The sequence below is a fragment of the Rhizobacter sp. P5_A1 genome (genome assembly GCF_056400745.1).
Map to the genome: position 1 here is coordinate 57040 of NZ_JBFUKR010000005.1, position 22880 is coordinate 79919.

Consider the following 22880-nt stretch of genomic DNA (forward strand, 5'->3'; position numbering starts at 1 on the left):
GAGGGGATGCGGGCCGGCTTGGGAGCGGCCCGGCGCTCGGCCCGCCGCGATGAAGTTGGCATTGCGTGTCTCATGGGTCATCTCCTTCAGAAAGGGAACTGCGGCGGCGTGTCTTTCACCGTGATCCACTGCCACTGCGTGTATTCGTCCATGTCGGCAGGGCCGCCGACGCTGCCGCCGTTGCCGCCGATGCCGGGTCCACCGAACGGGTTCGTGCACTCGTCGTTGACGGTCTGGTCGTTGATGTGGACCATGCCGGCCTTGAGCCGCTGGCCGATCGCCATCGCGCGGCCGACCGATTGGCCGATCACCGCGGCGGCGAGCCCGCCCTGGCTGTTGTTGGCCAGTTCGACGGCCTCGTCGTCGCTGCGAAAGACGATCAGGTTGGCGACCGGCCCGAAGGGCTCTTCGTCGAACACCCGCATGCCGGGCTTCACGTTCGACAGCACGGTCGGCTGGTAGAACAGGCCCTCGTGCGTGCCGCCGGCTTCGAGCTTCGCGCCCGCTTTGATGCTGTCCTGCACCATCGCATGCACATGCTGCAGCTGCTTCGCGTCGATCATCGGGCCGAGTGCGACCTGGCCGCTCGCGCCGTTGCCCACCGGCAGGTGCTTGGCCTTGCCGACGAGGCGCTCCTTGATCGCGCCGAAGATCGCCTCGTGCACGAGGATGCGGTTCGAGGCCATGCAGATCTGCCCCTGGTGCAGCCACGCGCCCCACGCCGCGTTGCTGGCCGCGAGATCGGGGTCGGCGTCGTCGAGGATGATCAGCGAGTTCGCGCCGCCGAGCTCCAGCGAGACCTTCTTCAGGTGCCGCCCCGCGAGCTCGCCGATGCGCCGGCCCACGCCCGGCGAACCTGTGAACGCGAGCATCGGCACGCGCGGATCGCAGACCAGCGCTTCACCCGCCGCCGCGTCGCCCGGCAACACCTGCAGCACGCCGGCCGGCAGCCCCGCGGCCTCGAAGACATGCGCCATCAGGAAGCCGCCCGACATCGGCGTGCGCGTGTCGGGCTTGAGCACGACCGCATTGCCCAGCGCGAGCGCCGGCGCCACCGAGCGCAGGCCCAGGATCAGCGGAAAATTGAACGGCGAGATCACGCCGACCACGCCGTGCGGCACGCGCCGCGCGAACGAGAGCCGCCCCGGCACACTGGGCAGCACCTGGCCTTGCGCGGCCAGTGGCAGGCCCGCCGCGATCTGGCACAAGGTGATGGCCTCGCGCACCTCGTGCTGTCCCTTCGGCAGGATCGCGCCGGTCTCCCGCGTGATGGCGAGCGCGAGCTCGTCGAAGTGCTGCTGCAGGATTGCCGCGGCGCGGTGGAACACGGCGGCGCGGTCGCGCGGCGGCAGCGCGGCCCAGGCCGGCTGCGCCGCGACAGCGCCGGCGATCGCCTGCGTCATGTCGGCGGCGTCGGCGACGCCGGTCGTCGACAGGCGCTCGCCGGTCGCGGGCTCGATCACGTCGCGCACGCCGCCCTGCGCCGACTGCCACTGGCCATTGGCGTGGACGCGGCCGTGCCAGGCGTCGGGGTTCAAGAGGTTCATCGATCCGGAGGCACCCATGCCGTCTCCCTTGGATTTGTGGTGAAAACATGCAGCGTCATCGCTGTGGCCAACAAGGTCGCAACGCGTGTGCCGCCGGGGACCTGCAGCGCGCTCGGGGGAGTCCTTGCCGGCCGCTTCTGTCGAGGCGGGTCTCGGTGCTTTCCCGGGGTGCGGAACGGCCACCGTCGAGCCGATCGGCCTCGGTGTTTACCTGGGGAGGGGCTTGCTCAAATCATCAATCTCTGACGACACTCCCGGCCCACGCTTGCTCAAATCGACGATGACACCTTCGCACTCGCCCTCGCGCATCTCGCTCGCCGAAGCCTCCCGCGCCACCGGCGCGTTGATGCGCCGCGGCGAGCCGTCGCCGCTCGATGCCGCCGCCTCGCCGCGCCTGGACGACATCGCCGAGTGCCTGTTCTTCTCGCCCGGCGACGGCCGCATCTGGCTCAACGACCAGCGCATGGTGCTGATGCACAGCTCGTCGCTCGGCAACCTGCGGCGCGAACTGATCGACAGCCTGGGGATCGAGCGCGCGCGCGGGCTGCTCACGCGCGCCGGCTACGAGTCAGGCGCGCGCGACGCGCAGCTGGTGCGCCAGCGCTGGCCCGACGGCGAGCCGCGCTCGACCTTCATGGCCGGCACGCGGCTGCATGCGCTCGAAGGCGTGGTCAAGGTCGAGCCGGTCGAGTTCGAGTTCGATCTCGAACGCGGCACCTACAGCGGCGAATTCCTGTGGCACCACTCGAGCGAGGACGACGAGCACATCGACGCCTACGGCATCGGCACCGAACCGGCCTGCTGGTCGCAGCTCGGCTATGCGATGGGCTACGTGACCGGCATGCTGGGCCGGCCGGTGATCTTTCGCGAAGTCGAGTGCCGCTCGATGGGCAGCTCGGTGTGCCGCGTGATCGGCAAGACCGCCGAGCAGTGGGGCGACGTCAGCGACGACCTGCGCTACCTGAACGCGCAGGACTTCCTCAGTGCCCAGTCGTTCGGCGTGCCGCGGCCCGCGCTCGTGCGGCCGGTGCTGGGCGGCAGCGCGCCGGCCGAGGCGCCGAACGAACGCGAGATGGTCGGCGTGTCGTCGGCGTTCAAGTCGGCCTGCCACATGCTCACGCGCGTCGCGCCGACGCGCGCCACCGTGCTGTTCACTGGCGAATCAGGCGTCGGCAAGGAACTGTTCGCGCTCATGCTGCATCGCATCAGCCCGCGCAAGGAGCAGCCGTTCATCGCGCTGAATTGCGCGGCGATTCCCGAGAACCTGATCGAGTCGGAGTTGTTCGGCGTCGAGCGCGGGGCCTACACCGGCGCCAGCACGTCGCGGCCGGGCCGCTTCGAGCGCGCCGACGGCGGCACGCTGTTCCTCGACGAAGTCGGCACCTTGAGCCTGGTCGGCCAGGGCAAGCTGCTGCGCGCCTTGCAGGAAGGCGAGATCGAACGCGTCGGCGGCGTGCGCACGATCAAACTCGACGTGCGCGTGGTCGCGGCCACCAACGTCGACCTGCAGGCCGAGGTACGCGCCGGGCGCTTTCGCGAAGACCTGTACTTCCGGCTCGAGGTGTTCCCGATCCACCTGCCGCCGCTGCGCGAGCGGCGCGAGGACATCCCGCTGCTGATGAACTACTTCCTGAATCGCTACGTGCGCCTGCACGGCCGCGCGGTGCACGGCTACACCGCGCGCGCCGTGAAGGCGCTGCTGAACTACGACTTCCCCGGCAACATCCGCGAGCTGCAGAACCTGGTCGAGCGCGGCGTGATCAGCGCCGAGGAAGGCGGCGTGATCGATGTGCCGCACATGCTTCGGCGCGAGCAGTTGCGCGGCCACGCGATGTACTCGCTCGATGCCGCGGGCGCGCTTTCCAGCGCACAGGCGGCGGAACCCTCCGGCGCTTCGGCCGGATCTGCCGCAGCCGCCGCAGCATCCAGCCTGCTGGACCGCCTGGCCGACGCCGGCACCGTTTCGCTGCCGTCGCTCGAGCGCAGGCTGATGGACGAGGCGGTGGAGCGCTGCGCCGGCAACCTCGCGGCCGCGGCGCGGCTGCTCGGCCTGACGCGTGCGCAGCTCGCCTATCGGCTCAAGGCCGCGCGCGCGCCGGCCTGAGCAGCGCGGCGCCGTCGCCGAGCCTCTTCACTCCGCCCGCACGCAGTCCACGTAATAGCTGTGCGTGCCGGCGTCGCCGTCGGCCTCGACCAGACCGTGCACGTCGGTGTCGAAGCCCGGGAACGCGGCGTTGAATTCGCGCGTGAACTTCAGGTAGTCGACGATCTTCTTGTTGAAGCGCTCGCCCGGGATCAGCAGCGGGATGCCCGGCGGGTACGGCGTCAGCAGCGAGGTCGTGATGCGGCCCTCGAGCTCGTCGATCGGCACGCGCTCGGTGCGGCGGTGCGCGATGTAGGCGAACGCGTCGCTCGGCTTCATCGCCGGCTGCAGGTCCGACAGGTACATCTCGGTTGTCAGGCGGGCGATGTCGCCCTTCGCGTACATCTGGTGGATGCTCTGCGACAGGTCGCGCAGCCCCATGCGCTCGTAGCGTGGGTGGATCGCGCAGAACTCGGGCAGGATGCGCCACAGCGGCTGGTTGCGGTCGTAGTCGTCCTTGAACTGCTGCAGCGCGGTCAGCAGCGTGTTCCAGCGGCCCTTGGTGATGCCGATCGTGAACATGATGAAGAACGAGTACAGCCCGGTCTTCTCGACGATCACGCCGTGCTCGGCCAGGAACTTGGTGACGATCGCCGCGGGAATGCCGGTGCCGGCGAACTTGCCCGACATGTCCAGGCCCGGCGTGATGATCGTGCACTTGATCGGGTCGAGCAGGTTGAAGCCCTCGGCGAGATCGCCGAACCCGTGCCATTTCGCGCCGGCCTTCAGCACCCACTCGTCGCTCTTGCCGATGCCGTCGACGGCGATCTTGTCCGGGCCCCAGACGGTGAACCACCAGTCCTTCTTGCCGTAGTCCTTCTCGACCTTGCGCATCGCGCGCCGGAAGTCCATCGATTCGGCGATGCTCTCCTCGACCAGCGCCGGGCCGCCCGGCGCCTCCATCATCGCCGCGGCGACGTCGCAGCTCGCGATGATCGCGTACTGCGGGCTCGTCGAGCTGTGCATCAGGTAGGCCTCGTTGAACAGGCTGCGGTCGAGCTTGCGTTCGTCCGAGTCCTGCACCAGCACCTGCGAGGCCTGGCTGATGCCGGCGAGCAGCTTGTGCGTCGACTGGGTCGCGAAGACGAGCTGGTCCTTCGGGCGCTTGCGGTTCTTGCCCATCGCATGGAAGCTGCCGTAGAACCTGTGGAACGCCGCGTGCGGCAGCCAGGCTTCGTCGAAATGCAGCGTGTCGATGTAGCCGTCGAGCGAGTGCTTGATCGTCTCGGTGTTGTAGAGCACGCCGTCGTAGGTGCTCTGCGTCAGCGTCAGGATGCGCGGCTTCACGGTCTTCGCGTCGACGCCCTTCAACAGCGGATTCGCGGCGATCTTCTTCTTGATCGCGGCCGTCGAGAACTCGCTCTGCGGGATCGGCCCGATGATGCCGTAGTGGTTGCGCGTCGGCCGCAGGAACACCGGCACCGCGCCGGTCATGATGATCGCGTGCAGGATCGACTTGTGGCAGTTGCGGTCGACCACGACCACGTCGCCCGGCGCGACCGCGTGGTGCCAGACCATCTTGTTGCTGGTGCTGGTGCCGTTGGTCACGAAGAAGCAGTGGTCGGCGTTGAAGATGCGCGCCGCGTTGCGCTCGCTCTGCGCGATCGGGCCGGTGTGGTCGAGCAGCTGGCCGAGCTCGTCGACCGAGTTGCAGACGTCGGCGCGCAGCATGTTCTCGCCGAAGAACTGATGGAACATCCGGCCCACCGGGCTCTTCAGGAACGCGACGCCGCCGGAGTGGCCGGGGCAGTGCCACGAGTACGAGCCGTCCTGTGCGTAATCGACCAGCGCCTTGAAGAACGGCGGCGCGAGGCCGTCCATGTAGCTCTTCGCCTCGCGGATGATGTGGCGCGCGACGAACTCCGGCGTGTCCTCGAACATGTGGATGAAGCCGTGCAGCTCGCGCAGCACGTCGTTCGGCAGGTGCTGCGAGGTGCGCGTCTCGCCATACAGATAGATCGGCACCTCGGCATTCTTGAAGCGCACCTCCTCGATGAACTTGCGCAGGTTCAGCACCGCCGGGTCGAGCTCGGGCCCGGCGGTGAACTCCTCGTCGTCGATCGACAGGATGAACGCGCTCGCGCGGCTTTGCTGCTGCGCGAACTGCGACAGGTCGCCGTAGCTCGTCGCGCCCAGCACCTCGAAGCCCTCTTTCTCGATCGCCGACGCGAGCGCGCGAATGCCCAGACCCGAGGCGTTCTCGGAGCGAAAGTCCTCGTCGATGATGACGATCGGAAAGTTGAAACGCAGCATGGGCGGCCTCGGGGTGCGGGGGCAGAAAAACGGCGAAGGGCGAAGTGTAGGGCCAGCGTGTGACCGACGACGCGCAGCCCGTGGTGGCCCCGATGCGCCGGGCCGATGCGCCGCCCTACACTCCGTGACGGCATCGGCCCGACGCCGCCGCGGAGGAACACGCATGGACTTCTCGATCGCCACGCTCTGGTGGGTCGCCGCCGGCATCGCGGTCGCGGCCGAGCTCGCCACCGGCACCTTCTACCTGTTGATGATCGCGCTCGGCCTGGGCGCCGGCGCCGTCGCCGCGCACCTCGGCTTCGCGGTCAACGCGCAGGTCATCGTCGCCGCGCTGATCGGCGGCGGCGCGACCGCGTTCTGGCACTGGCGGCGCTTCCGGCAGCCGCGGTCGGCACCGGCGCGCGAGAACCGCGACGTGAATCTCGACATCGGCGAGCGTGTCAACGTCGCCGCGTGGGCCGCCGACCTGACCGCACGCGTGCAGTACCGCGGCTCGGTCTGGACCGCGCGGCTCGCGCCGGGCGCCGCGGCCGCGCCCGGCGAGCACCTTGTCACCGCGGTCGAGGGCAACTGGCTCGTGCTGTCGCCACTCTGAACCCGATCCTCCCCTCCCCGCTCTGAAAGCCCCCATGGAAGTCGCACTCATCATCGCGGTCATCGCCGCGCTCTTCGTCGTCCGGACGATCAAGATCGTGCCGCAGCAGCACGCCTGGGTCGTCGAGAAGCTCGGCAAGTACGACCGCACGCTGACGCCGGGGCTGAAGTTCGTCGTGCCGTTCATCGAGCGCGTCGCGTACAAGCACTCGCTGAAGGAAGTGCCGCTCGACGTGCCGAGCCAGGTCTGCATCACCAAGGACAACACGCAGCTGCAGGTCGACGGGATCATCTACTTCCAGGTCACCGACCCGATGCGTGCGAGCTACGGCTCGAGCAACTACATCTCGGCGATCACGCAGCTCGCACAGACGCTGCTGCGCTCGGTGATCGGCAAGATGGAGCTCGACAAGACCTTCGAGGAGCGCGACCACATCAACATGTCGGTCGTCGCCGCGCTCGACGACGCCGCGACCAACTGGGGCGTGAAGGTGCTGCGCTACGAGATCAAGGACCTGACACCGCCCGCGGCGATCCTGCACTCGATGCAGGCGCAGATCACCGCCGAACGCGAGAAGCGCGCGCTGATCGCGGCCAGCGAGGGCCGCAAGCAGGAGCAGATCAACATCGCGACCGGCGAGCGCGAGGCCTTCATCGCGCGCTCCGAGGGGCAGCGCCAGGCCGAGATCAACAAGGCGCAGGGCGAGGCGGCGGCGATCGTCGCGGTTGCCGATGCGACCTCCGAAGCGATCCGCAAGATCGCCGAGGCGATCCGCTCGCCCGGCGGCGAGCAGGCGGTGCAGCTGAAAGTCGCCGAGAAGGCCGTCGAGGCCTACGCGCAGCTCGCGCAGAAGAACAACACGATGATCGTGCCCGGCAACATGACCGAGGTCTCGGCGCTGATCGGGACCGCGATGGCGCTGATGAAGGCGAAGGCGCCTGGCGCCGCCTGAGAGGCCCGCAGCCCATGGCCTTCAATGTTCTCGGCACCACGCTCGTGCCTTGCTCCTACGACCCGCTGACCGGCTTCTACCGCGACGGCTGCTGCAACACGGCCGAGGACGACAGCGGCAGCCACGTCGTCTGCGTGAAGGTCACCGCGGCCTTCCTCGCCTTCTCGGCGCAGCACGGCAACGACCTCTCGACGCCGCGCCCGGAGTACCGTTTTCGCGGCCTGAACCCCGGCGATCGCTGGTGCCTGTGCGCGCTGCGCTGGCGCGAAGCCTATGACGCCGGCGCCGCGCCGACCGTCGTGCTCGAGGCCACCCACGAACGCGCGCTGGACTTCGTCCCGCTCGCATGGCTGCGTGCCCATGCGCTGCACCCGGTAGGCTAAACTCGCCGGCTCCGGAGAGATGGATGAGCGGTTTAAGTCGCACGCCTGGAAAGCGTGTGGGGGTTAATAGCCCCCCGCGGGTTCGAATCCCGCTCTCTCCGCCAGGAAGCTAGCAAACACGGGCCTTTGAGGCCCGTTTTTCTTCTACACCCATCAATACACCCATCAATTCCCGACGGCTTCAATGTGCCGACGGCTTTCGGTGTCCCGACGCGGCCTTGTAGCCTGCACTTCGCCCGCGTAGACGGGCGGCGGAATTACGAGATTCGAGATGACGAGTTCCTGCGCAGTGCGGCTGGACCTCACCTTGTAGTCAAGGTAGATCGGCTGCATCCGACTATCGGCGTACAACTCATGGACGCGTGGGTGATCGTCGTAGCTCAGGAGCCACGGGTAGCCCTGCCCTTTGAGGAACGCAGCGAGCGCCGCGTGGTCGTCATCCTTGTAGTGGTGCCGGTAAAGCTTTCGCCCCTGCGCGTGGTACGGCGGGTCCACGTAGACGACCGAAAAGCCGGTTGCAATCGCTTCGGCGTTCTTCCGAAGGAACTCGATTGCGTCGCCGAATTCCACAGTCACCTTGCCTGCGTGAAGTGCGGCCGCCTCTATTTGGCTCGTAATCGTTCGCTTGTTGAAGCGGCAACCAATCTTGTACGACGACGCCTGCCGCTGCCCACCAATGGGACCCGAAGAGATGATCCCTGAAAAGTTTGTGCGGTTGTAGAAGAGGCCTGCACACCCAGCTGTAGCAACGAGAACTTGCTGTTCCTAGCGTCTTCCACAAGCCGGGTCTCTAGCAAAAGGTGCCACGTGTCAAGGTCCACGGGACATGCGCTGACGGCGCGACATAGAGCCTCGGTTTCATTGAAGACGCAGTGCCAGAACGCGAAGATTAGCGGATCACGCTCGACCAACACGGCCTGACTCACGAACCCGAGGCGCAACAGATCGAGCGACACGGACGCGCCGCCTGCATACGGCTCGTACAGCGTTGCGCCGCACAGAAAATTCTCTTCAATCACCCCGCTGACGTACGCCGACAGCAGAGCCTTGCCGCCTGGGTATCGAAGGGGGCTAGACGTCCGCCAGCGCTCAAATTCGGTCATATTCAGTGCCCCTGAAGCACGTACGAGATGACGCCGCGGAGATTGTTCGCAACCGTCTCAAGCTGTTGAGAATCCGCCTCTCGATATCGGCGATGGACCATCGCATCGAGGTAGTCCTTCGCATCGCGAGTCGTGTTGCTCTTCAGCGTTCGACAAATGTTCTGCTCGGCGAATACGCCGTTTGCAACGTTGCCGCAGAACCTTATTAGGTCAGCTAGCCCGGGGTCGGCTCCTGGGTTCCTCGGATTCAGGTTCAAAACCTCGGTCCACTTGTTCGCCTTCTTCACCTTGTACACCAGGCAGCACTCGAAGAGAGCCCTCGTCAACATGGAGGCCGCGATCTTTCGCTTGAGATGGTTGATCTCTCGGATTTCGTTTGTCAGGTTGATCAGGTTGTCATCCTGCACGCTGCACGTAAGGTTCTCAAAGAACGTCGACGCACGCGGGGTCTTTGGTTGCGTGGCAGTTCCTGCTGCGCCGGCCACCACGGCAGGAGCAGACGCGCCGCTACGAACCGGAGCGCCACTGCCCGAACCGGTCGGCGTACCCGCCTTTGCAGGTGGTGATGTCGACGCCTGAAGGAGCGTTCGGAAGTACTCCGCCGCATCGGTTCTAGTGTTGCAGCGTGGCTTGTTGCCGTTCGCTGGATCAGGTATCGGCGGGGTCGGCCTGGTGGCACCGCCGGGGCTTCCTGCAACGACGCGGGCGACGCTCCGGGCCGCGATGTCGCATGCCGCGCTGCGTGGCGCCTTCCGATCAATTGGTCACCAGGACGTCCGCGGACGCAACGACTGCCGAATCAATGGTGGAAACCCCGCGGTGAGCGAGACCGAAACCGGTATCGGAGTGCCCCTCGAAGGACGGCTCCTGGCCGCGGGCTGCCCGAGAGGTGACGACACGCAGCAGCACCTTCCCCTCACGTAGCAGCCGTTCGCCTTGGATGTCGGCTTGTCGCAGGATAGCTGTCCCCGTTGGCCAAGCGTTGGATCTCAGGATCTGACCGTCGCGGTCCTTAGCGCCGCCGGCACCGATGCGGTCGCAGCGTTTTCCTGCGCAACTCGCCTTCAACCTATTTCGCTATTGATCAGGTTGAATTACTCGATTTGATCCATGTTGAAGCAAGAGCTAATGTTGAGAACGATCGGGATTCCCGCCGACGTCGAACCAGGAGTGTGCCCATGACAAGCGAAGCCAAGTGCCCCTTCCACCACGCTGCCGGCGGCGGCACGACGAACAAGGACTGGTGGCCGAATCAGTTGCGCGTGGACCTGCTGAACCAGCACTCGAACAAGTCCAATCCGCTGGGCGGGAAGTTCAACTACGCCGAGGAATTCAAGAAGCTCGACTACAAGGCGCTCAAGGCCGACCTGGTCAAGCTGATGACCGACAGCCAGGACTGGTGGCCGGCCGACTTCGGTCACTACGGTCCGCAGATGATCCGCATGGCCTGGCACTCGGCCGGCACCTACCGCACGACCGATGGCCGCGGGGGCGGCGGGCGAGGCCAGCAGCGCTTCGCGCCGCTGAACTCCTGGCCCGACAACGTCAACATCGACAAGTCACGCCGCCTGCTGTGGCCTCTCAAGCAGAAGTACGGCCAGCAGATCTCCTGGGGCGATCTGATGATCCTGGCCGGCAACGTGGCGCTGGAATCGATGGGTTTCCGCACCTTCGGCTTCGGCGGCGGCCGCGAGGACGTCTGGGAACCGGACCTGGATGTCGGCTGGGGCGCCGAAACCGAGTGGCTCGGCGACGACAAGCGCTTCCAGGGCGAGCGCGAGTTGCTCAGCAGCCTGGGCGCCACCCACATGGGCCTGATCTACGTGAACCCGCAAGGCCCGAACGCCAGCGGCGACTACATGGCCGCGGCCAAGGACATCCGTGCCACGTTCGGCCGCATGGCGATGGACGACGAAGAGACCGTGGCCCTGATCGCCGGCGGCCACACCTTCGGCAAGGCCCATGGCGCCGCGCCGGAACCGCACAAGGGCCCGGAGCCCGAGGGCGAGGCCATCGAGGCACAGGGCCTGGGCTGGAGCAGCAATTTCGGCAGCGGCCATGGCAAGGACACCGTCTCCAGCGGCCTGGAAGTGACCTGGACCCAAACCCCGGCGCTGTGGAGCAACAACTTTTTCGAGAACCTGTTCAAGTTCGAGTGGGAGGCGACCACATCGCCGGCCGGCGCCAAGCAGTGGGTGGCCGAGAACGCGCCCGAGATCATTCCGGACGCGCATGTGCCAGGCAAGTTCCACAAGCCAACGATGCTGACCACCGACCTGACGCTGCGTTTCGACCCGGAGTTCGGCAAGATCTCCAGGCGCTTCGCCGACGACCCGCAGGCCTTCGCCGATGCCTTCGCGCGCGCTTGGTTCAAGCTGACCCATCGCGACATGGGCCCGAAGGCGCGCTACCTGGGCCCCGAGGTGCCGAAGGAAGACCTGATCTGGCAGGACCCGCTGCCGGCCGTGACGCACCATCCGGCGGCGGCCGACATCGCGGACCTGAAGGCAAAGATCGCCGCGTCCGGGCTGTCGGTCGGCGAGATGGTGTCGGTGGCCTGGGCCTCGGCCTCGACCTTCCGCGGCGGCGACAAGCGCGGCGGCGCCAACGGCGCGCGCCTGGCCCTGGCCCCGCAGAAGGGCTGGGAGGTCAACCAGATCGCGGTCAAGACGCTGCCCACGCTCACCGAGATCCAGAAGATCTCTGGCAAGGCTTCCCTGGCCGACGTGATCGTGCTGGCCGGCAGCGTCGGCGTCGAGCAGGCCGCCAAGGCTGCTGGCGTCGTGGTCGCGGTGCCGTTCGCACCGGGCCGCGTCGATGCGACGCGGGAGCAGACCGATGTCGAGTCCTTCTCGGTGCTCGAGCCTCTGGCGGACGGCTTTCGCAACTACAAGAAGGGCCGCATCGATGCGACGACCGAAGCGCTGCTGGTCGACAAGGCCCAGTTGCTGACGCTGACCGCGCCGGAAATGACCGCCCTGGTCGGCGGTCTGCGCATGCTCGGGACCAATGCCGATGGCAGCCGGCACGGCATGTTCACCGACCGGGTCGGCGTGCTGAGCAACGACTTCTTCGTCAATCTGCTGGACATGGGCACCGAGTGGAAGGCGATCGACAGCGACGCCGAGTTGTTCGAGGGCAAGGATCGCAAGAGCGGCCAGCCGAAGTACACCGCCACCCGCAACGACCTGATCTTCGGCTCCAACTCAGTGCTGCGGGCCTACGCCGAGGTCTATGCGAGCGCGGACGGCAAAGAAAAGCTCGTCCGGGACTTTGTCGCCGCCTGGACCAAGGTGATGAACCTCGATCGTTTCGACCTGGCCTGATGCGCATGCGGTGCGGAGGGAAGGCAATAGGCTGTAGAGCGGCCGTCCGGGACTGAGCGGCCTGGACCCGATATCGACCCAATCAGCGACACTCGCAGCATCAATTCAAAGGCCATCCGTTTGCGCAGCTGACGATGCCCGCATCGGCCCGCTGGACGCTGCCCAACGTACTCGCGATCCTCGCGATGTGGGCGGTGATGATGGCCGCGATGATGCTGCCGTCGGCGCTGCCGATGGCGCTGACCTTCGTCAACATGGGCCGTGCTGACGATCTTCGGGTCGACCCAGTCGGGAAGCCGAGCGGCGACTGGCAGCGCGACAGGCAGATGCGCTTCAGGCGCGAGAACTGGTAGACGCCGGCGATCAGCAGCAGCATGCCCGCAAGCAGCGGCGACGCTGTTGGGCGCATGGCGGCCGGGCGTGAGCAGCGCCTTCGTGATGGGCGCGCGGCATGGCCTGTACTGCCTCGGCTGCTGCTGGGCGCTGATGGCGCTGCTGTTCGTCGGTGGCGTCATGAACCTCGCGTGGATCGCGGCGCTGTCGATCGCGGTGGCGCTGGAAAAGCTGTCGCCGGGCGGCGAGCAGATTGCGACGGCGCTGGGCATAGCGCTGGTCGTCGTCGGCTGCATCAGGCTGGGTGGCGGTCGCGGGTTAGCTCGGGATCTTCTTAGGCATGGGCTGCCGAGACGGATTCAGTCCCACAGAGGGCGAAGTGGGGGATGACCAGGCCGACGATGACGAGTCCACGCTGCTGGGCTGAGGAGCGCGCGGATCCATCTTGTACCCTTCGACCAGCCGCGCCGGCCTTGATCAGACGCTCGCGCGCTCGCGACCTGGAACCCTGAACTTGCCATCGACATGGCGCGCCACGCGCCCGCGTTGCGGGCCCAGTACCGCCTCACGCGCTGTCCATGCGATCCGGGAATGCGCCAAACCTGTCGTCGTCGCGAGCCCTGTCCTGACCTTGTCGTTCACCGCAGGTCGGTGCCGCGCTCCTGCGCGTCGGCGAGAGTCCCGTACGGCGCCAACGTGGTCAGGCGGGGATCGTCTATGACCAAACTTGTGTATTCCCATATGTCGCCAGCAAGGGACGCAGCGAGATGCTCATAGGGGCATTCAGGCGGGTGCATGTTTCTGCCTTGTCTCGACAAGGGGCCAGCGGTACGTCGTCATGCTGGTCGGTCTCTTCGGATGGTCAAGTCACCGGCGCATCGCCGACGTTCGAACCTCAACGACGGCTGTGCGATGTGAAGCGGGCGCACGCCGGTGCGAGCGCTGTACCCGGACGCGACCCAATTCAGACATCGGGCTGCCGAAATTCGGCGCCGCAAAGCGGTCGCTCACCGCACGCCAACTCGAGGCGACGGGGCGCCTTCAGTGAATCTGTCCGCAGGTTACGGGCGACTCACAGCCGCACCAGTATCGCAGTTCTAGGGATTTCCCAGACGCTTGAGGAAAGTCCATGATTTCTTGGAGCGCATAGAGACGAAGGAAGAAAGAGCGATCCCAGAGTTCGGTAATTTCCGAACGGCAACCCACGGAGGAACCCGATGGACAAACTTGATCGGAGATCAGCTTTAGTATTCTTCGGATTGTTCGCCGCTTCGGCTGCGGGAGTGAAGCCTGCACCCGTGCAAGCCATGGACATGACCGCCGGCAAGGATACGACGCTGGCACCCGGTGTCGTGCAGCGTGTCTATGGCGAGGGACCAGCCATCATCCCTGGTCTTAAGAGTGTCTCGATGCGAGACATCATCATGCAGCCGGGATCGAAGACCGGCGATAACACGATGAAGAATGCCATGGTTTGCCATGTTACCGAAGGAGAGCTTCGGCTCGTGCAAGACGGCAAGACCTTTACGGCCAAAAAGAACCACGTCTGGACTTGCGATAAGAACACAAAAGAACAAGCGTTCAATGACGGGAACGTGGTCGCAATTATGAGGATCACGGACCTGATGGCTTGAGGCGCGGCAGCGGGCTGGATTGTCGACACCGGCACTGCTATGACGGCAATCTCCCGCAGACCTGCCGGTCAGGTACGGCGATCGTGCGGTAGAACACGACCCACTGCCGCCGTTCGAGGTTCAGGATTGCCGGTCCCAAAGCTGCCGCTGAGCAAGTGCGAAGACATGCGCTGGTCCCACCGGCGTCACTTGACCCAGACCCGGACGTTGTTCGGATCGGCGCGCGACCGTCCGATCAGCCGGACCCGGCTCCGGGCAAGAGGTTGCGCTCGGCCTGGTCCGCAGTCACGACGCTCACGGGCACACCGAACCGCTCGATGCGGTGGGCGAGATCGAGGTGTAGCCACCGGGAGACCCGTTCTGGCAGCGTCGAGACGATGACCTCGTCGTACTTTTCGCGCTCGAGCGTCTGGCGCACGGCCTCGAACGGGTCGGTGGCCCCGACGATCCCTTGCACATGCGAGCCCGCGGCTGCGTCGAGCAGCGGGATCGCGAACTCGAGCGTGATGGCCGCCTCCTCGGTGTCCGGGTCCCAATACGGCCGCGGGACCAGGAGCGTGAATCTGCACGACCCGCTTGCGGCCCGCGCGGCGACGACGGCGAGCAGCTTGGGCGAGGCCGCGGTCCGGTGCGCCACGATGAGGATATGCCTGTCGCTCATGATGGATCCTTCTCGACCTACGTTGTCCGATCTTGGTGCTCTGCGGCCGATTTGGAATCAGGTGGACGGCATATCCCCGAAGCACATTGTGGTCTCTCAATGCCTCCATAGCTGACCATCGTGAGCGGCCGCAAATGGCCGTCTAGCGAAGTCCGTCGAATGAATCCGGGCGGCAGATCAACGACACCTTGCCGACACCCGAGTTGCTATGCCGGCAATCTCACGCAGACCCCTGCCCGTCAGATTCCGGGACCAGTTCAATGCGCGCTGCCCAAGGTTTGGGGTGCAAGCGCGGCGTCATCGACTTTTGCTCCCAACAGCTTCGGTGGAAGCGCAACTTCGTGAGCGGTAGCATTCGAACTCGCAGCGCGTAGCATTCCATCGAGGGTGCCGGTCATCGGCGTTGAAGGCGCCAACTAGTCTGTCCTGATGATCAATCTTCCCGCTCACGCAAGGCTGTGGCGAGAATGCAATCTGAAATCGGAAAGAACGCGCTCAACTGCTTGTTTCCAGAAGCGAAGGTTTTTGGGGGCACAAAGTGGGGGCACAAACTGAGAAAAGTGTCACCGCTCATAGGAGAAGTAGGACGACGCTCTCCCGCCAGTGGGGCGCAGGCGCATGCGCGCACTGCATGGCCGAAGCGAACTTCCATGGCCTGCACACCCGAACAACGCCTCCAATTGCGCAAGAACTGCGCGCTGATCCTGTCCGATTTCGCGGAGCGGAGCCCGGCGGAAGAATTTCGCGCAATGTCGGCCTGGTGCGAGCTGAATGACATCGAGTACGACCACCACGGCAAAGGGTCGGTCGTCGAAGCCTTCGAAGGCAAGATCGCCGCGCTGCTCGGCAAGCAGGCCGCCGCGTTCATGCCCAGCGGCATCATGGCGCAGTCGGCAGCGCTGAAGGTATGGGCCGAAACGGCGAGCTTGCCGCGCTTCGGCATGCACCCTACGGCGCACCTCGCCGTGCATGAGGAAGAGGCCTATTCGTCGCTGCTGCAGTGCCACGGCGTGCTGCTCGGCGACCGGCTGCGCCCGCTGGCGGCGGACGACCTGAACGCCAGCCCGCAGCCGATGGCCTGCGTGATCGTCGAGTTGCCGATCCGCGAAGCAGGCGGGCAGCTGCCCACCTGGGACGCGCTCGAAGGCCTCAAGGCCGCGGCGCGGCAACGCAGCCTGCCGCTTCACATGGACGGTGCCCGGTTGTGGGAGTGCGCCGCGTACTACGACAGAACCTACGCGGAGATTGCCGCCGGCTTCGACTCGGTCTACGTGTCGGTCTACAAGGGAATCGGCGCGCTCTCGGGCGCGGTGCTCGCCGGCAGCACGGGTTTCATCGCGCAAGCGCGGCTGTGGCGCCGACGACTGGGCGGCACGCTGTACCACCTGAGCCCGATGGTCGTGTCGGCCGCGATGCGGTTCGACGAGCGACTGGCACTGATGCCGGCGCTGTACCGTCGCACGCTCGAACTGGCATCGGGCCTTGCGGGCCACGCCGCGTTTCGCGTGAATCCGGCAACACCGCAGACGAACATGCTGCATCTGTACTTCGCGGCGCCTGTCGATGTCGTCGCGAGTGCACGTGACCGGATCGCGGCAGAAGAGCGGTGCTGGCTTGTCGGTGGCCTGCGGTCGGCCGAAGTGCCCGGATGGAGTGCCACCGAGATCTACGTCGGCGACCGGCTCTTGCATGCCGACATGGACCGCGTCCTGCGCCTCTTTTCGCGACTCGGTGAGAGCGTACTTTCGGGCTGAGCGCTCAGCGCCGTCGGGCCGAGGCCCGTGGGGCATCGATGTCCGCGCCCGCGGGCGTCACCCCGAAGATGTCCATGAAGCGCCTCGACCACATGGGCGGGAGCGGTGTCGGCGCTTCGGCCCGGTCGCCTGAAACGGGCGTTTCGCGGCGGCCTGCGTGGGTGGCGTTGTCGTGGGGCCTGGAATGAGGGTCGGTGTTCATGCGGGAGACCCGACAAGATGTCGTGGCCTCCAGCCTGCGCCTCGCGGCGGTCGATGCCTGTCGGACGATCGCCCGCAGACGCGCCTGCCGGCGCGTCGCGTGAGCTTGTAGGCGAACAGGCAGCGCGCCGCACGCGCGAGCCCGACCCGCGATCGGGCTGCCTACTTGATCGCCATCGGCTGCAACGGTTCGCAGCGCGCCGATTCGACGGCTTGCGCTCCGGCCGTCGCGAGGCGTGCGTGTTCGGCGGCCCGCTCGCAGGCATCCTTCGATGCGTGCACCGAAGAGATGCTGACGTGCGACACGAGAAACACGATGGTCAAGAGGTACACCGGGACGATCCTCCAGAACGAGGCGGGCGAGCGCACGCTGGCTTGCTGTTGTAGCCGCCGAATGTGACAACAGCCTTCAAGGCATGCACGGGACATGCCAGACGTAGCAAATGTGTGTGCTTGTTGGATCGGCAACGCGTGCCTCGCGCTGCAAGGCGGGCTGACGCGCTGAACCGGCGCGGCGCCCTACCCCGTCTATTCAGTCGGACGCGGCACCAGCTGGGCGATCAGCTCGCGGTACAGCGCCACGTAGGCGCGGGCCGAGCCGTCCCACGAGAAGTCCTGCGCCATGCCGCGCAGCATCAGGCGCCGCCAGCGCTCGGGCTGCGCGTGGATCGCGATCGCCCGCTGGATCGCGGCGTCGAGCACGGCGGGCGTCGCGGCATCGAAGCTGAAGCCGGTCGCGCGATCGGCGGCGAGCGTCTCGTCGCTCGCGTCGACCACGGTGTCGGCGAGTCCGCCGACCCGCCGCACGACCGGCACGGTGCCGTAGCGCAACCCGTACAACTGCGTCAGGCCGCAGGGCTCGAAGCGCGACGGCACGACGATCGCGTCAGCACCGGCGATCAGGCGGTGCGCGAAGGCCTCGTCGTAGCCGATGCGCACCGCGACCTCGCCCGGGTGCGCCTTCGCGGCCGCCGCGAACGCGGCCTCGAGCGCCGGCTCGCCGGCGCCCTGCAGCGCGAGCTGGCCCCCGCGCTTGAGCAGCCCGGGCAACGCGCCGAGCACGAGGTCGAGGCCCTTCTGCGAGGTCAGCCGGCTGACCACGCCGAACACCGGTGCGTCGGTCCGCGCAGCGAGGCCCAGCTCGGTCTGCAGCGCGAGCTTGCAGCGCGCCTTGCCGTCGAGTTCGGCCGGGCTGTAGCGCGCGGCCAGGCCGGCATCGGTGGACGGGTCCCAGACCTCGCCGTCGACGCCGTTCAGCACGCCGCTCACGTCGGTGCCGCGGCCGCGGATCACGCCGTCGAGACCGAAGCCGAACTCGTGCGTGCCAATCTCGCGCGCGTAGGTCGGGCTGACGGTCGTCACGCGCTGCGCGAACTTCAGGCCAGCCTTCATGAATGACAGCTGCTGGTGGTACTCGAGACCGGTCGACGACATGAAGCGCGCCGCGAGGCCGAGCAGCGCGAAGTCGTCGCTCGGGAACAGCCCCTGGTACGCGAGGTTGTGCACCGTGAAGACGGTCGCCGCGCTCGCCGGTGGGTGCGCCGCGACATACGCGCAGGCCATCGCCGCATGCCAGTCGTGGGCGTGCAGGAGCTGCGGGCGCCAGCCCGGATCGAGCTCGCCGGACGCGAGGTGCGCGCCGACCCAGCCGAGCAGCGCGAAACGCTGCGCGTTGTCGGGCCACTCGCTGCCGTCGCTGTCCTGGTACGGGCTGCCGGGCCGGCGGTAAAGCACCGGCGCGTCGATCACGTAGACCGGCACACGGCTGTACGGCATCTGCCCGAGCCGCAGCGTGACGCGCGCAGCACCGAAGCAGGCGCCGATCTCGCAGACCGTCTTCTGGTGCAACACCGCATCGGCGATCGCCGGCAGCCCCGGCAGCAGCAGCCGGACATCGGTGCCCTGCCCGATCAGCGCCTGCGGCAGCGCACCAAGAACATCGGCAAGGCCGCCGGTCTTGACGAGCGGAAAGATCTCGGCGCCGACATGCAGCACTTTCATTCGTGGGTTGCGGCCCGCGGTCATGTGCTGAGCTTGTCGAGCATCTCGCGCGTGACCAGCGTGATGCCGTTCTCCGAGCGGTAGAAACGTTCTGCGTCGAGCGCGGCGTCTTCGCCGACCACCATGCCGTCTGGAATCGTGCAGCCGCGGTCGATGACCGCGCGCGTGACCCGCGCATGCCGGCCGACCTGCACGCCGGGCAGCAGCACCGACCAGCTGACGATCGAATACGAATGCACGCGCACGCTCGAGAACAGCACCGAGCGGTGCACGCTGCCCGAGACGATGCAGCCGCCCGAGACCACCGACTCGATCGCCATGCCGCGCCGGTCGTCCTGGTTGTGGACGAACTTGGCCGGCGGCAGCTGCGATTGATAGGTCCAGATCGGCCAGCGCGTGTCGTACAGGTTGAGCAGCGGATCGGTCGCGGTCAGGTCGATGTTGGCGTCCCAGTACGCGTCGATCGTGCCGACATCGCGCCAGTACGGTTCCTCGTTGTGGCGCGTGCCGACCGCGCTGAGCGCGAACGGATGCGCCACGGCGTTGCCGTTCTTCACGGCGCGCGGAATGATGTCCTTGCCGAAATCGTGGCTCGACGCGGGGTCATTGATGTCGCGCTCGAGCTCCTTGTAGAGAAACTTCGCGTTGAAGATGTAGATGCCCATGCTCGCGAGCGCGCGGTCCGGGTCGTTCGGCATCGGCGGCGGATCGGCCGGCTTCTCGACAAAGTCGAGGATCCGGTCCTTGTCGTCGACCGCCATCACGCCGAAGGCGGTCGCTTCCATGCGCGGCACCGCGATGCAGCCGACCGTGCAGTCGCGCCCCTTGGCGACATGGTCGGCGAGCATCAGCGCGTAGTTCATCTTGTAGATGTGATCGCCGGCGAGCACGACGATGTAGTCGGCACCGTAGCTCGCGAGGATGTCCTGGTTCTGGTAGACCGCGTCGGCGGTGCCGCGGTACCAGCTCTCGTCGTCGGTGCGCTGCTGCGCCGGCAGCAGGTCGACGAACTCGTTCATCTCGCTCTTCAGGAAGCCCCAGCCGCGCTGCACGTGGCGCAGCAGACTGTGGCTCTTGTACTGGGTGATCACGCCGATGCGGCGGATGCCGGAATTCAGGCAGTTCGACAGCGCGAAGTCGACGATGCGGAACTTGCCGCCGAAGTACACCGCCGGCTTCGCGCGCCGGTCGGTCAGGCTCTTCAGCCGGCTGCCGCGCCCGCCGGCCAGCACCAATGCGACCGCACGTTTCGGAAGGTCCAGGCTCAGGGCCAGTTCGTCGGGCGTCATCTTGTCGTCTCCTCGAGGTGGCTTTATTGTGGCCCGGGCGCATCGCGCGGGCCAATCGCGGCTTCAGTGTGGCCGTTTTCGCGCCAGCGCAACACTCGCGGTCTTCCCGGATCGGCCGCGGCGCGCGCCGCGGGTAACGGGCGCAAAAATTGCGAGCCCGTGCTGCAGCGCGGCGTGCCCGATGCGACACTGGCCGAGTCTTCAATTTTCAGACGACGAAGGATCCGACAGTGATACCCAATTACCAGCCTTCGATGCGCAGCGTCGCCACCGGCGTCGACGAGGAACTCCTCGATCACGTCGGCGTCGTGCCGAGCGACGCTTCGCCCAACGACCTGATGCAGGCCGTCTCGCAGGTCGCGCGCCAGAAGCTCTCGCAGCGCTGGGTGCGCACGCAGTCGCAGCAGACCGAGGAGAAGGCGCGGCGCGTCTACTACCTCTCGATGGAGTTCCTGATGGGTCGCACGCTCTCGAACGCGCTCGCCGCGCTCGACCTGCGCGGCGAGGCGGCGGCGGCGATCAACGCGCATGCGCAGCGCCTCGAAGACGTCGCCGATCACGAGCCCGACGCCGCGCTCGGCAACGGCGGCCTCGGCCGGCTGGCGGCCTGCTTTCTCGACTCGATGGCGACCCTGGGCCTGCCCTCGTTCGGCTACGGCATCCGCTACGAGTACGGCATGTTCGCGCAGGAGATCAAGAACGGCGCGCAGATCGAGCACCCCGATCCGTGGCTCGAAGACGGCACCGCGTGGGAGTTCCCGCGCGCCGCGGTGACCTACCCGGTGCGCTTCGGCGGCTGGGTCGAGCACACCGGCAGCGGCACGACGGCGCGCGCGCTGTGGCGCCCGAACGCCGAAGTCGCGGCCAAGGCCTACGACATGGTCGTGCCCGGCCACGGCACCGACAAGGTCAGCACCCTGCGGCTGTGGAAGGCGGCCGCGCCGGCGCACATCGACCTGAACGCGTTCAACACCGGCGACTACGCGCGCGCCGCGAGCGCGAAGAACGAGTACGAGAACATCTCGTGGGTGCTGTACCCGAACGACAGCACGCCGGCCGGCCGCGAGCTGCGCCTGCGCCAGGAGTACTTCTTCGTCGCCGCATCGATGCAGGACCTGATCGACCGGCACCTGAGCGAACACGACACGCTGTCGAACCTGGCCGAGAAGGTCGCAATCCACCTGAACGACACGCACCCGGCGATCGGCATCGCCGAGCTGATGCGCGTGCTCTGCGACGAGCACTCGATGCACTGGGAGCAGGCCTGGGCGATCTGCGGCCGCGTGTTCTCGTACACCAACCACACGCTGATGCCCGAGGCGCTCGAGACCTGGCCGGTCGCGCTGATGCAGCACGTGCTGCCGCGCCACCTCGAGATCATCTTCCGCATCAACCAGGAGCTGATGGACCTGGCCGCCAAGCACCGCCCGGGCGACACCGAGTTCATGTCCAGCCTGTCGCTGATCGACGAGCGCGGCGAGCGCCGCGTGCGCATGGCGAACCTGTCGATCGTCGGCAGCCACAAGGTCAACGGCGTCTCGGCGCTGCACTCCGAGCTGCTGGTGCAGACGATCTTCAAGGACTTCGCGAGCCTGTGGCCCGAGCGCTTCACGAACATGACGAACGGCGTGACGCCGCGACGCTGGCTCGCGCAGGCGAACCCGGGACTCTCGGAGCTGCTCGACCGCACGCTCGGCAAGGGCTGGCGGCTCGATCTCGACCAGCTGAAGGAGCTGCACAAGGTCAAGGCCAGCGCCGGTTTTCGCGATGCGTTCATGACCGTCAAGCGCCACAACAAGGCGCGCCTGGCCACGCTGATCGAGCGCAAGACCGGCGTGCGCGTCGATCCGGCGAGCCTGTTCGACGTGCAGGTCAAGCGCATCCACGAGTACAAGCGCCAGCTGCTGAACGTGCTGCACGTGATCACGCGCTACCAGGCGATCCTGGCGAGCCCGACCGGCCCCGACGGGCGCGACTGGGTGCCGCGCACGGTGATCTTCGCCGGCAAGGCGGCATCGAGCTACGCGATGGCGAAGAACATCATCCGGCTGATCCACGATGTCGGCAGCGTCGTCAACAACGACCCGCACGTCGGCGACAAGCTGAAGATCGTGTTCGTGCCGAACTACGGCGTCTCGGTCGCCGAGACCATCATGCCGGGCGCCGATCTGTCGGAGCAGATCTCGACCGCCGGGACCGAGGCCTCGGGCACCGGCAACATGAAGCTCGCGCTGAACGGCGCGCTGACGATCGGCACCGACGACGGCGCGAACATCGAGATCCGCCAGAACGTCGGCGACGACAACATCTTCATCTTCGGCCTGAAAACGCCCGAGGTGCAGGCGCTGAAGCGCAGCGGCTACCAGCCGATGCGCTACTACCAGAGCGTCCCGGCGCTGAAGGCGGTGCTCGATGCGATCTCCGGCGGGCTGTTCTCGCGCGACGAGCCGGCGCGCTACCGCGGCCTGGTCGATTCGCTGCTGTGGGGCGGCGATCATTACCTGCTGCTGGCCGACTACGAGGCCTATGTCGCGGCCCAGCTGCGCGTCGACGCGCTGTACCGCGAGCCGGGCGAGTGGGCCGAACGCGCGATCGCGAACGTCGCCGGCATGGGGGTGTTCTCGTCGGACCGCACGATTCGCGCGTATGCGAACGAGATCTGGAACATCGTGCCCGAAGTGCGCTGAGGCCGACAATCCGATCCG

General features: G+C 66.8%; 16 protein-coding genes, 1 tRNA gene and 3 pseudogenes. 11 read left to right on the forward strand and 9 right to left on the reverse strand.

The features are described from left to right. Nucleotides 1-86 precede the first annotated feature (86 nt). Complete coding sequence (locus AC1DTW_RS06895; RefSeq protein ID WP_477980295.1) at nucleotides 87-1565, reverse strand: benzaldehyde dehydrogenase; 1479 nt, start codon at nucleotides 1563-1565, stop codon at nucleotides 87-89. Between the two features lie 262 nt (nucleotides 1566-1827). Here AC1DTW_RS06895 and AC1DTW_RS06900 point away from each other — a divergent pair, with 262 nt between their 5' ends. Then, the gene (locus AC1DTW_RS06900; RefSeq protein WP_477980296.1) at nucleotides 1828-3651 is read left to right on the forward strand and encodes a sigma 54-interacting transcriptional regulator; all 1824 of its coding nucleotides are present in this window, start codon (nucleotides 1828-1830) and stop codon (nucleotides 3649-3651) included. Between the two features lie 27 nt (nucleotides 3652-3678). Here AC1DTW_RS06900 and AC1DTW_RS06905 read toward each other — a convergent pair whose 3' ends face one another. Beyond that, nucleotides 3679-5943, reverse strand: coding sequence for an Orn/Lys/Arg family decarboxylase (locus tag AC1DTW_RS06905; RefSeq protein WP_477980297.1), 2265 nt, complete (start codon nucleotides 5941-5943; stop codon nucleotides 3679-3681). A 163-nt stretch (nucleotides 5944-6106) separates the two neighbouring features. Between AC1DTW_RS06905 and AC1DTW_RS06910 the strand changes: the two genes are divergently transcribed. The 4 genes from AC1DTW_RS06910 to AC1DTW_RS06925 all read left to right on the forward strand — a co-directional run bounded on the left by AC1DTW_RS06910 (nucleotide 6107) and on the right by AC1DTW_RS06925 (nucleotide 7977). Further along, the gene (locus tag AC1DTW_RS06910) at nucleotides 6107-6538 is read left to right on the forward strand and encodes an NfeD family protein (RefSeq protein ID WP_477980298.1); all 432 of its coding nucleotides are present in this window, start codon (nucleotides 6107-6109) and stop codon (nucleotides 6536-6538) included. Nucleotides 6539-6572: 34 nt separating this feature from the next. Next, nucleotides 6573-7490, forward strand: a complete 918-nt coding sequence (locus AC1DTW_RS06915) for an SPFH domain-containing protein (RefSeq protein WP_477980299.1) — start codon at nucleotides 6573-6575, stop codon at nucleotides 7488-7490. Between the two features lie 14 nt (nucleotides 7491-7504). Continuing rightward, a complete protein-coding gene (locus AC1DTW_RS06920; RefSeq protein WP_477980300.1) occupies nucleotides 7505-7873 on the forward strand; it encodes a DUF2237 family protein in 369 nt (122 codons plus the stop codon). A gap of 13 nt (nucleotides 7874-7886) precedes the next feature. Further along, nucleotides 7887-7977, forward strand: a tRNA-Ser gene (locus AC1DTW_RS06925). Between the two features lie 61 nt (nucleotides 7978-8038). Here AC1DTW_RS06925 and AC1DTW_RS06930 read toward each other — a convergent pair. Both AC1DTW_RS06930 and AC1DTW_RS06935 read right to left on the reverse strand, forming a co-directional pair. Further along, nucleotides 8039-8587 (reverse strand): annotated as a pseudogene (locus tag AC1DTW_RS06930) (DNA adenine methylase); the annotation flags it as partial. Nucleotides 8588-8978: 391 nt separating this feature from the next. Then, the gene (locus tag AC1DTW_RS06935; RefSeq protein WP_477980301.1) at nucleotides 8979-9461 is read right to left on the reverse strand and encodes a hypothetical protein; all 483 of its coding nucleotides are present in this window, start codon (nucleotides 9459-9461) and stop codon (nucleotides 8979-8981) included. A 693-nt stretch (nucleotides 9462-10154) separates the two neighbouring features. Here AC1DTW_RS06935 and katG point away from each other — a divergent pair. Continuing rightward, nucleotides 10155-12302, forward strand: a complete 2148-nt coding sequence (katG, locus tag AC1DTW_RS06940; protein WP_477980302.1) for a catalase/peroxidase HPI — start codon at nucleotides 10155-10157, stop codon at nucleotides 12300-12302. A gap of 185 nt (nucleotides 12303-12487) precedes the next feature. Next, complete coding sequence (locus tag AC1DTW_RS06945) at nucleotides 12488-12655, forward strand: copper chaperone (protein WP_477980499.1); 168 nt, start codon at nucleotides 12488-12490, stop codon at nucleotides 12653-12655. Here the strand turns inward: AC1DTW_RS06945 and AC1DTW_RS06950 are convergent. Further along, nucleotides 12622-12711 (reverse strand): annotated as a pseudogene (locus tag AC1DTW_RS06950) (DUF2182 domain-containing protein); the annotation flags it as partial. The gene AC1DTW_RS06945 and the pseudogene AC1DTW_RS06950 overlap by 34 nt on opposite strands. Between AC1DTW_RS06950 and AC1DTW_RS06955 the strand changes: the two are divergent. Further along, nucleotides 12705-13025: pseudogene (locus AC1DTW_RS06955) on the forward strand (DUF2182 domain-containing protein); the annotation flags it as partial. The pseudogenes AC1DTW_RS06950 and AC1DTW_RS06955 sit on opposite strands and share 7 nt — an antisense overlap. Before the next feature lie 827 nt (nucleotides 13026-13852). Continuing rightward, nucleotides 13853-14269, forward strand: coding sequence for a hypothetical protein (locus AC1DTW_RS06960; protein ID WP_477980303.1), 417 nt, complete (start codon nucleotides 13853-13855; stop codon nucleotides 14267-14269). Between the two features lie 235 nt (nucleotides 14270-14504). Here the strand turns inward: AC1DTW_RS06960 and AC1DTW_RS06965 are convergent, their stop codons facing one another. Beyond that, on the reverse strand, nucleotides 14505-14930 hold the full coding sequence (locus AC1DTW_RS06965) for a hypothetical protein (protein ID WP_477980304.1): 426 nt from the start codon (nucleotides 14928-14930) through the stop codon (nucleotides 14505-14507). 467 nt (nucleotides 14931-15397) lie between these two features. Here AC1DTW_RS06965 and AC1DTW_RS06970 point away from each other — a divergent pair, with 467 nt between their 5' ends. Further along, nucleotides 15398-16684 carry a threonine aldolase family protein gene (locus AC1DTW_RS06970; protein WP_477980305.1) on the forward strand — a complete coding sequence of 429 codons (1287 nt, stop codon included), beginning with the start codon at nucleotides 15398-15400 and terminating at the stop codon, nucleotides 16682-16684. A 363-nt stretch (nucleotides 16685-17047) separates the two neighbouring features. On the opposite strand, the gene AC1DTW_RS06975 is transcribed toward AC1DTW_RS06970, so the two are convergent. The 3 genes from AC1DTW_RS06975 to glgC form a co-directional block, all read right to left on the reverse strand. Next, complete coding sequence (locus AC1DTW_RS06975) at nucleotides 17048-17218, reverse strand: hypothetical protein (RefSeq protein ID WP_477980306.1); 171 nt, start codon at nucleotides 17216-17218, stop codon at nucleotides 17048-17050. A 195-nt stretch (nucleotides 17219-17413) separates the two neighbouring features. Further along, nucleotides 17414-18886: a glycogen synthase GlgA gene (gene glgA, locus AC1DTW_RS06980; RefSeq protein ID WP_477980307.1), complete on the reverse strand. Its 1473-nt coding sequence runs from the start codon at nucleotides 18884-18886 to the stop codon at nucleotides 17414-17416. Between the two features lie 20 nt (nucleotides 18887-18906). Further along, complete coding sequence (glgC, locus tag AC1DTW_RS06985; RefSeq protein WP_477980308.1) at nucleotides 18907-20175, reverse strand: glucose-1-phosphate adenylyltransferase; 1269 nt, start codon at nucleotides 20173-20175, stop codon at nucleotides 18907-18909. A 254-nt stretch (nucleotides 20176-20429) separates the two neighbouring features. On the opposite strand from glgC, the gene AC1DTW_RS06990 reads away from it, so the two are divergent. Then, nucleotides 20430-22862, forward strand: coding sequence for a glycogen/starch/alpha-glucan phosphorylase (locus AC1DTW_RS06990; RefSeq protein WP_477980309.1), 2433 nt, complete (start codon nucleotides 20430-20432; stop codon nucleotides 22860-22862). Nucleotides 22863-22880: the final 18 nt, after the last annotated feature.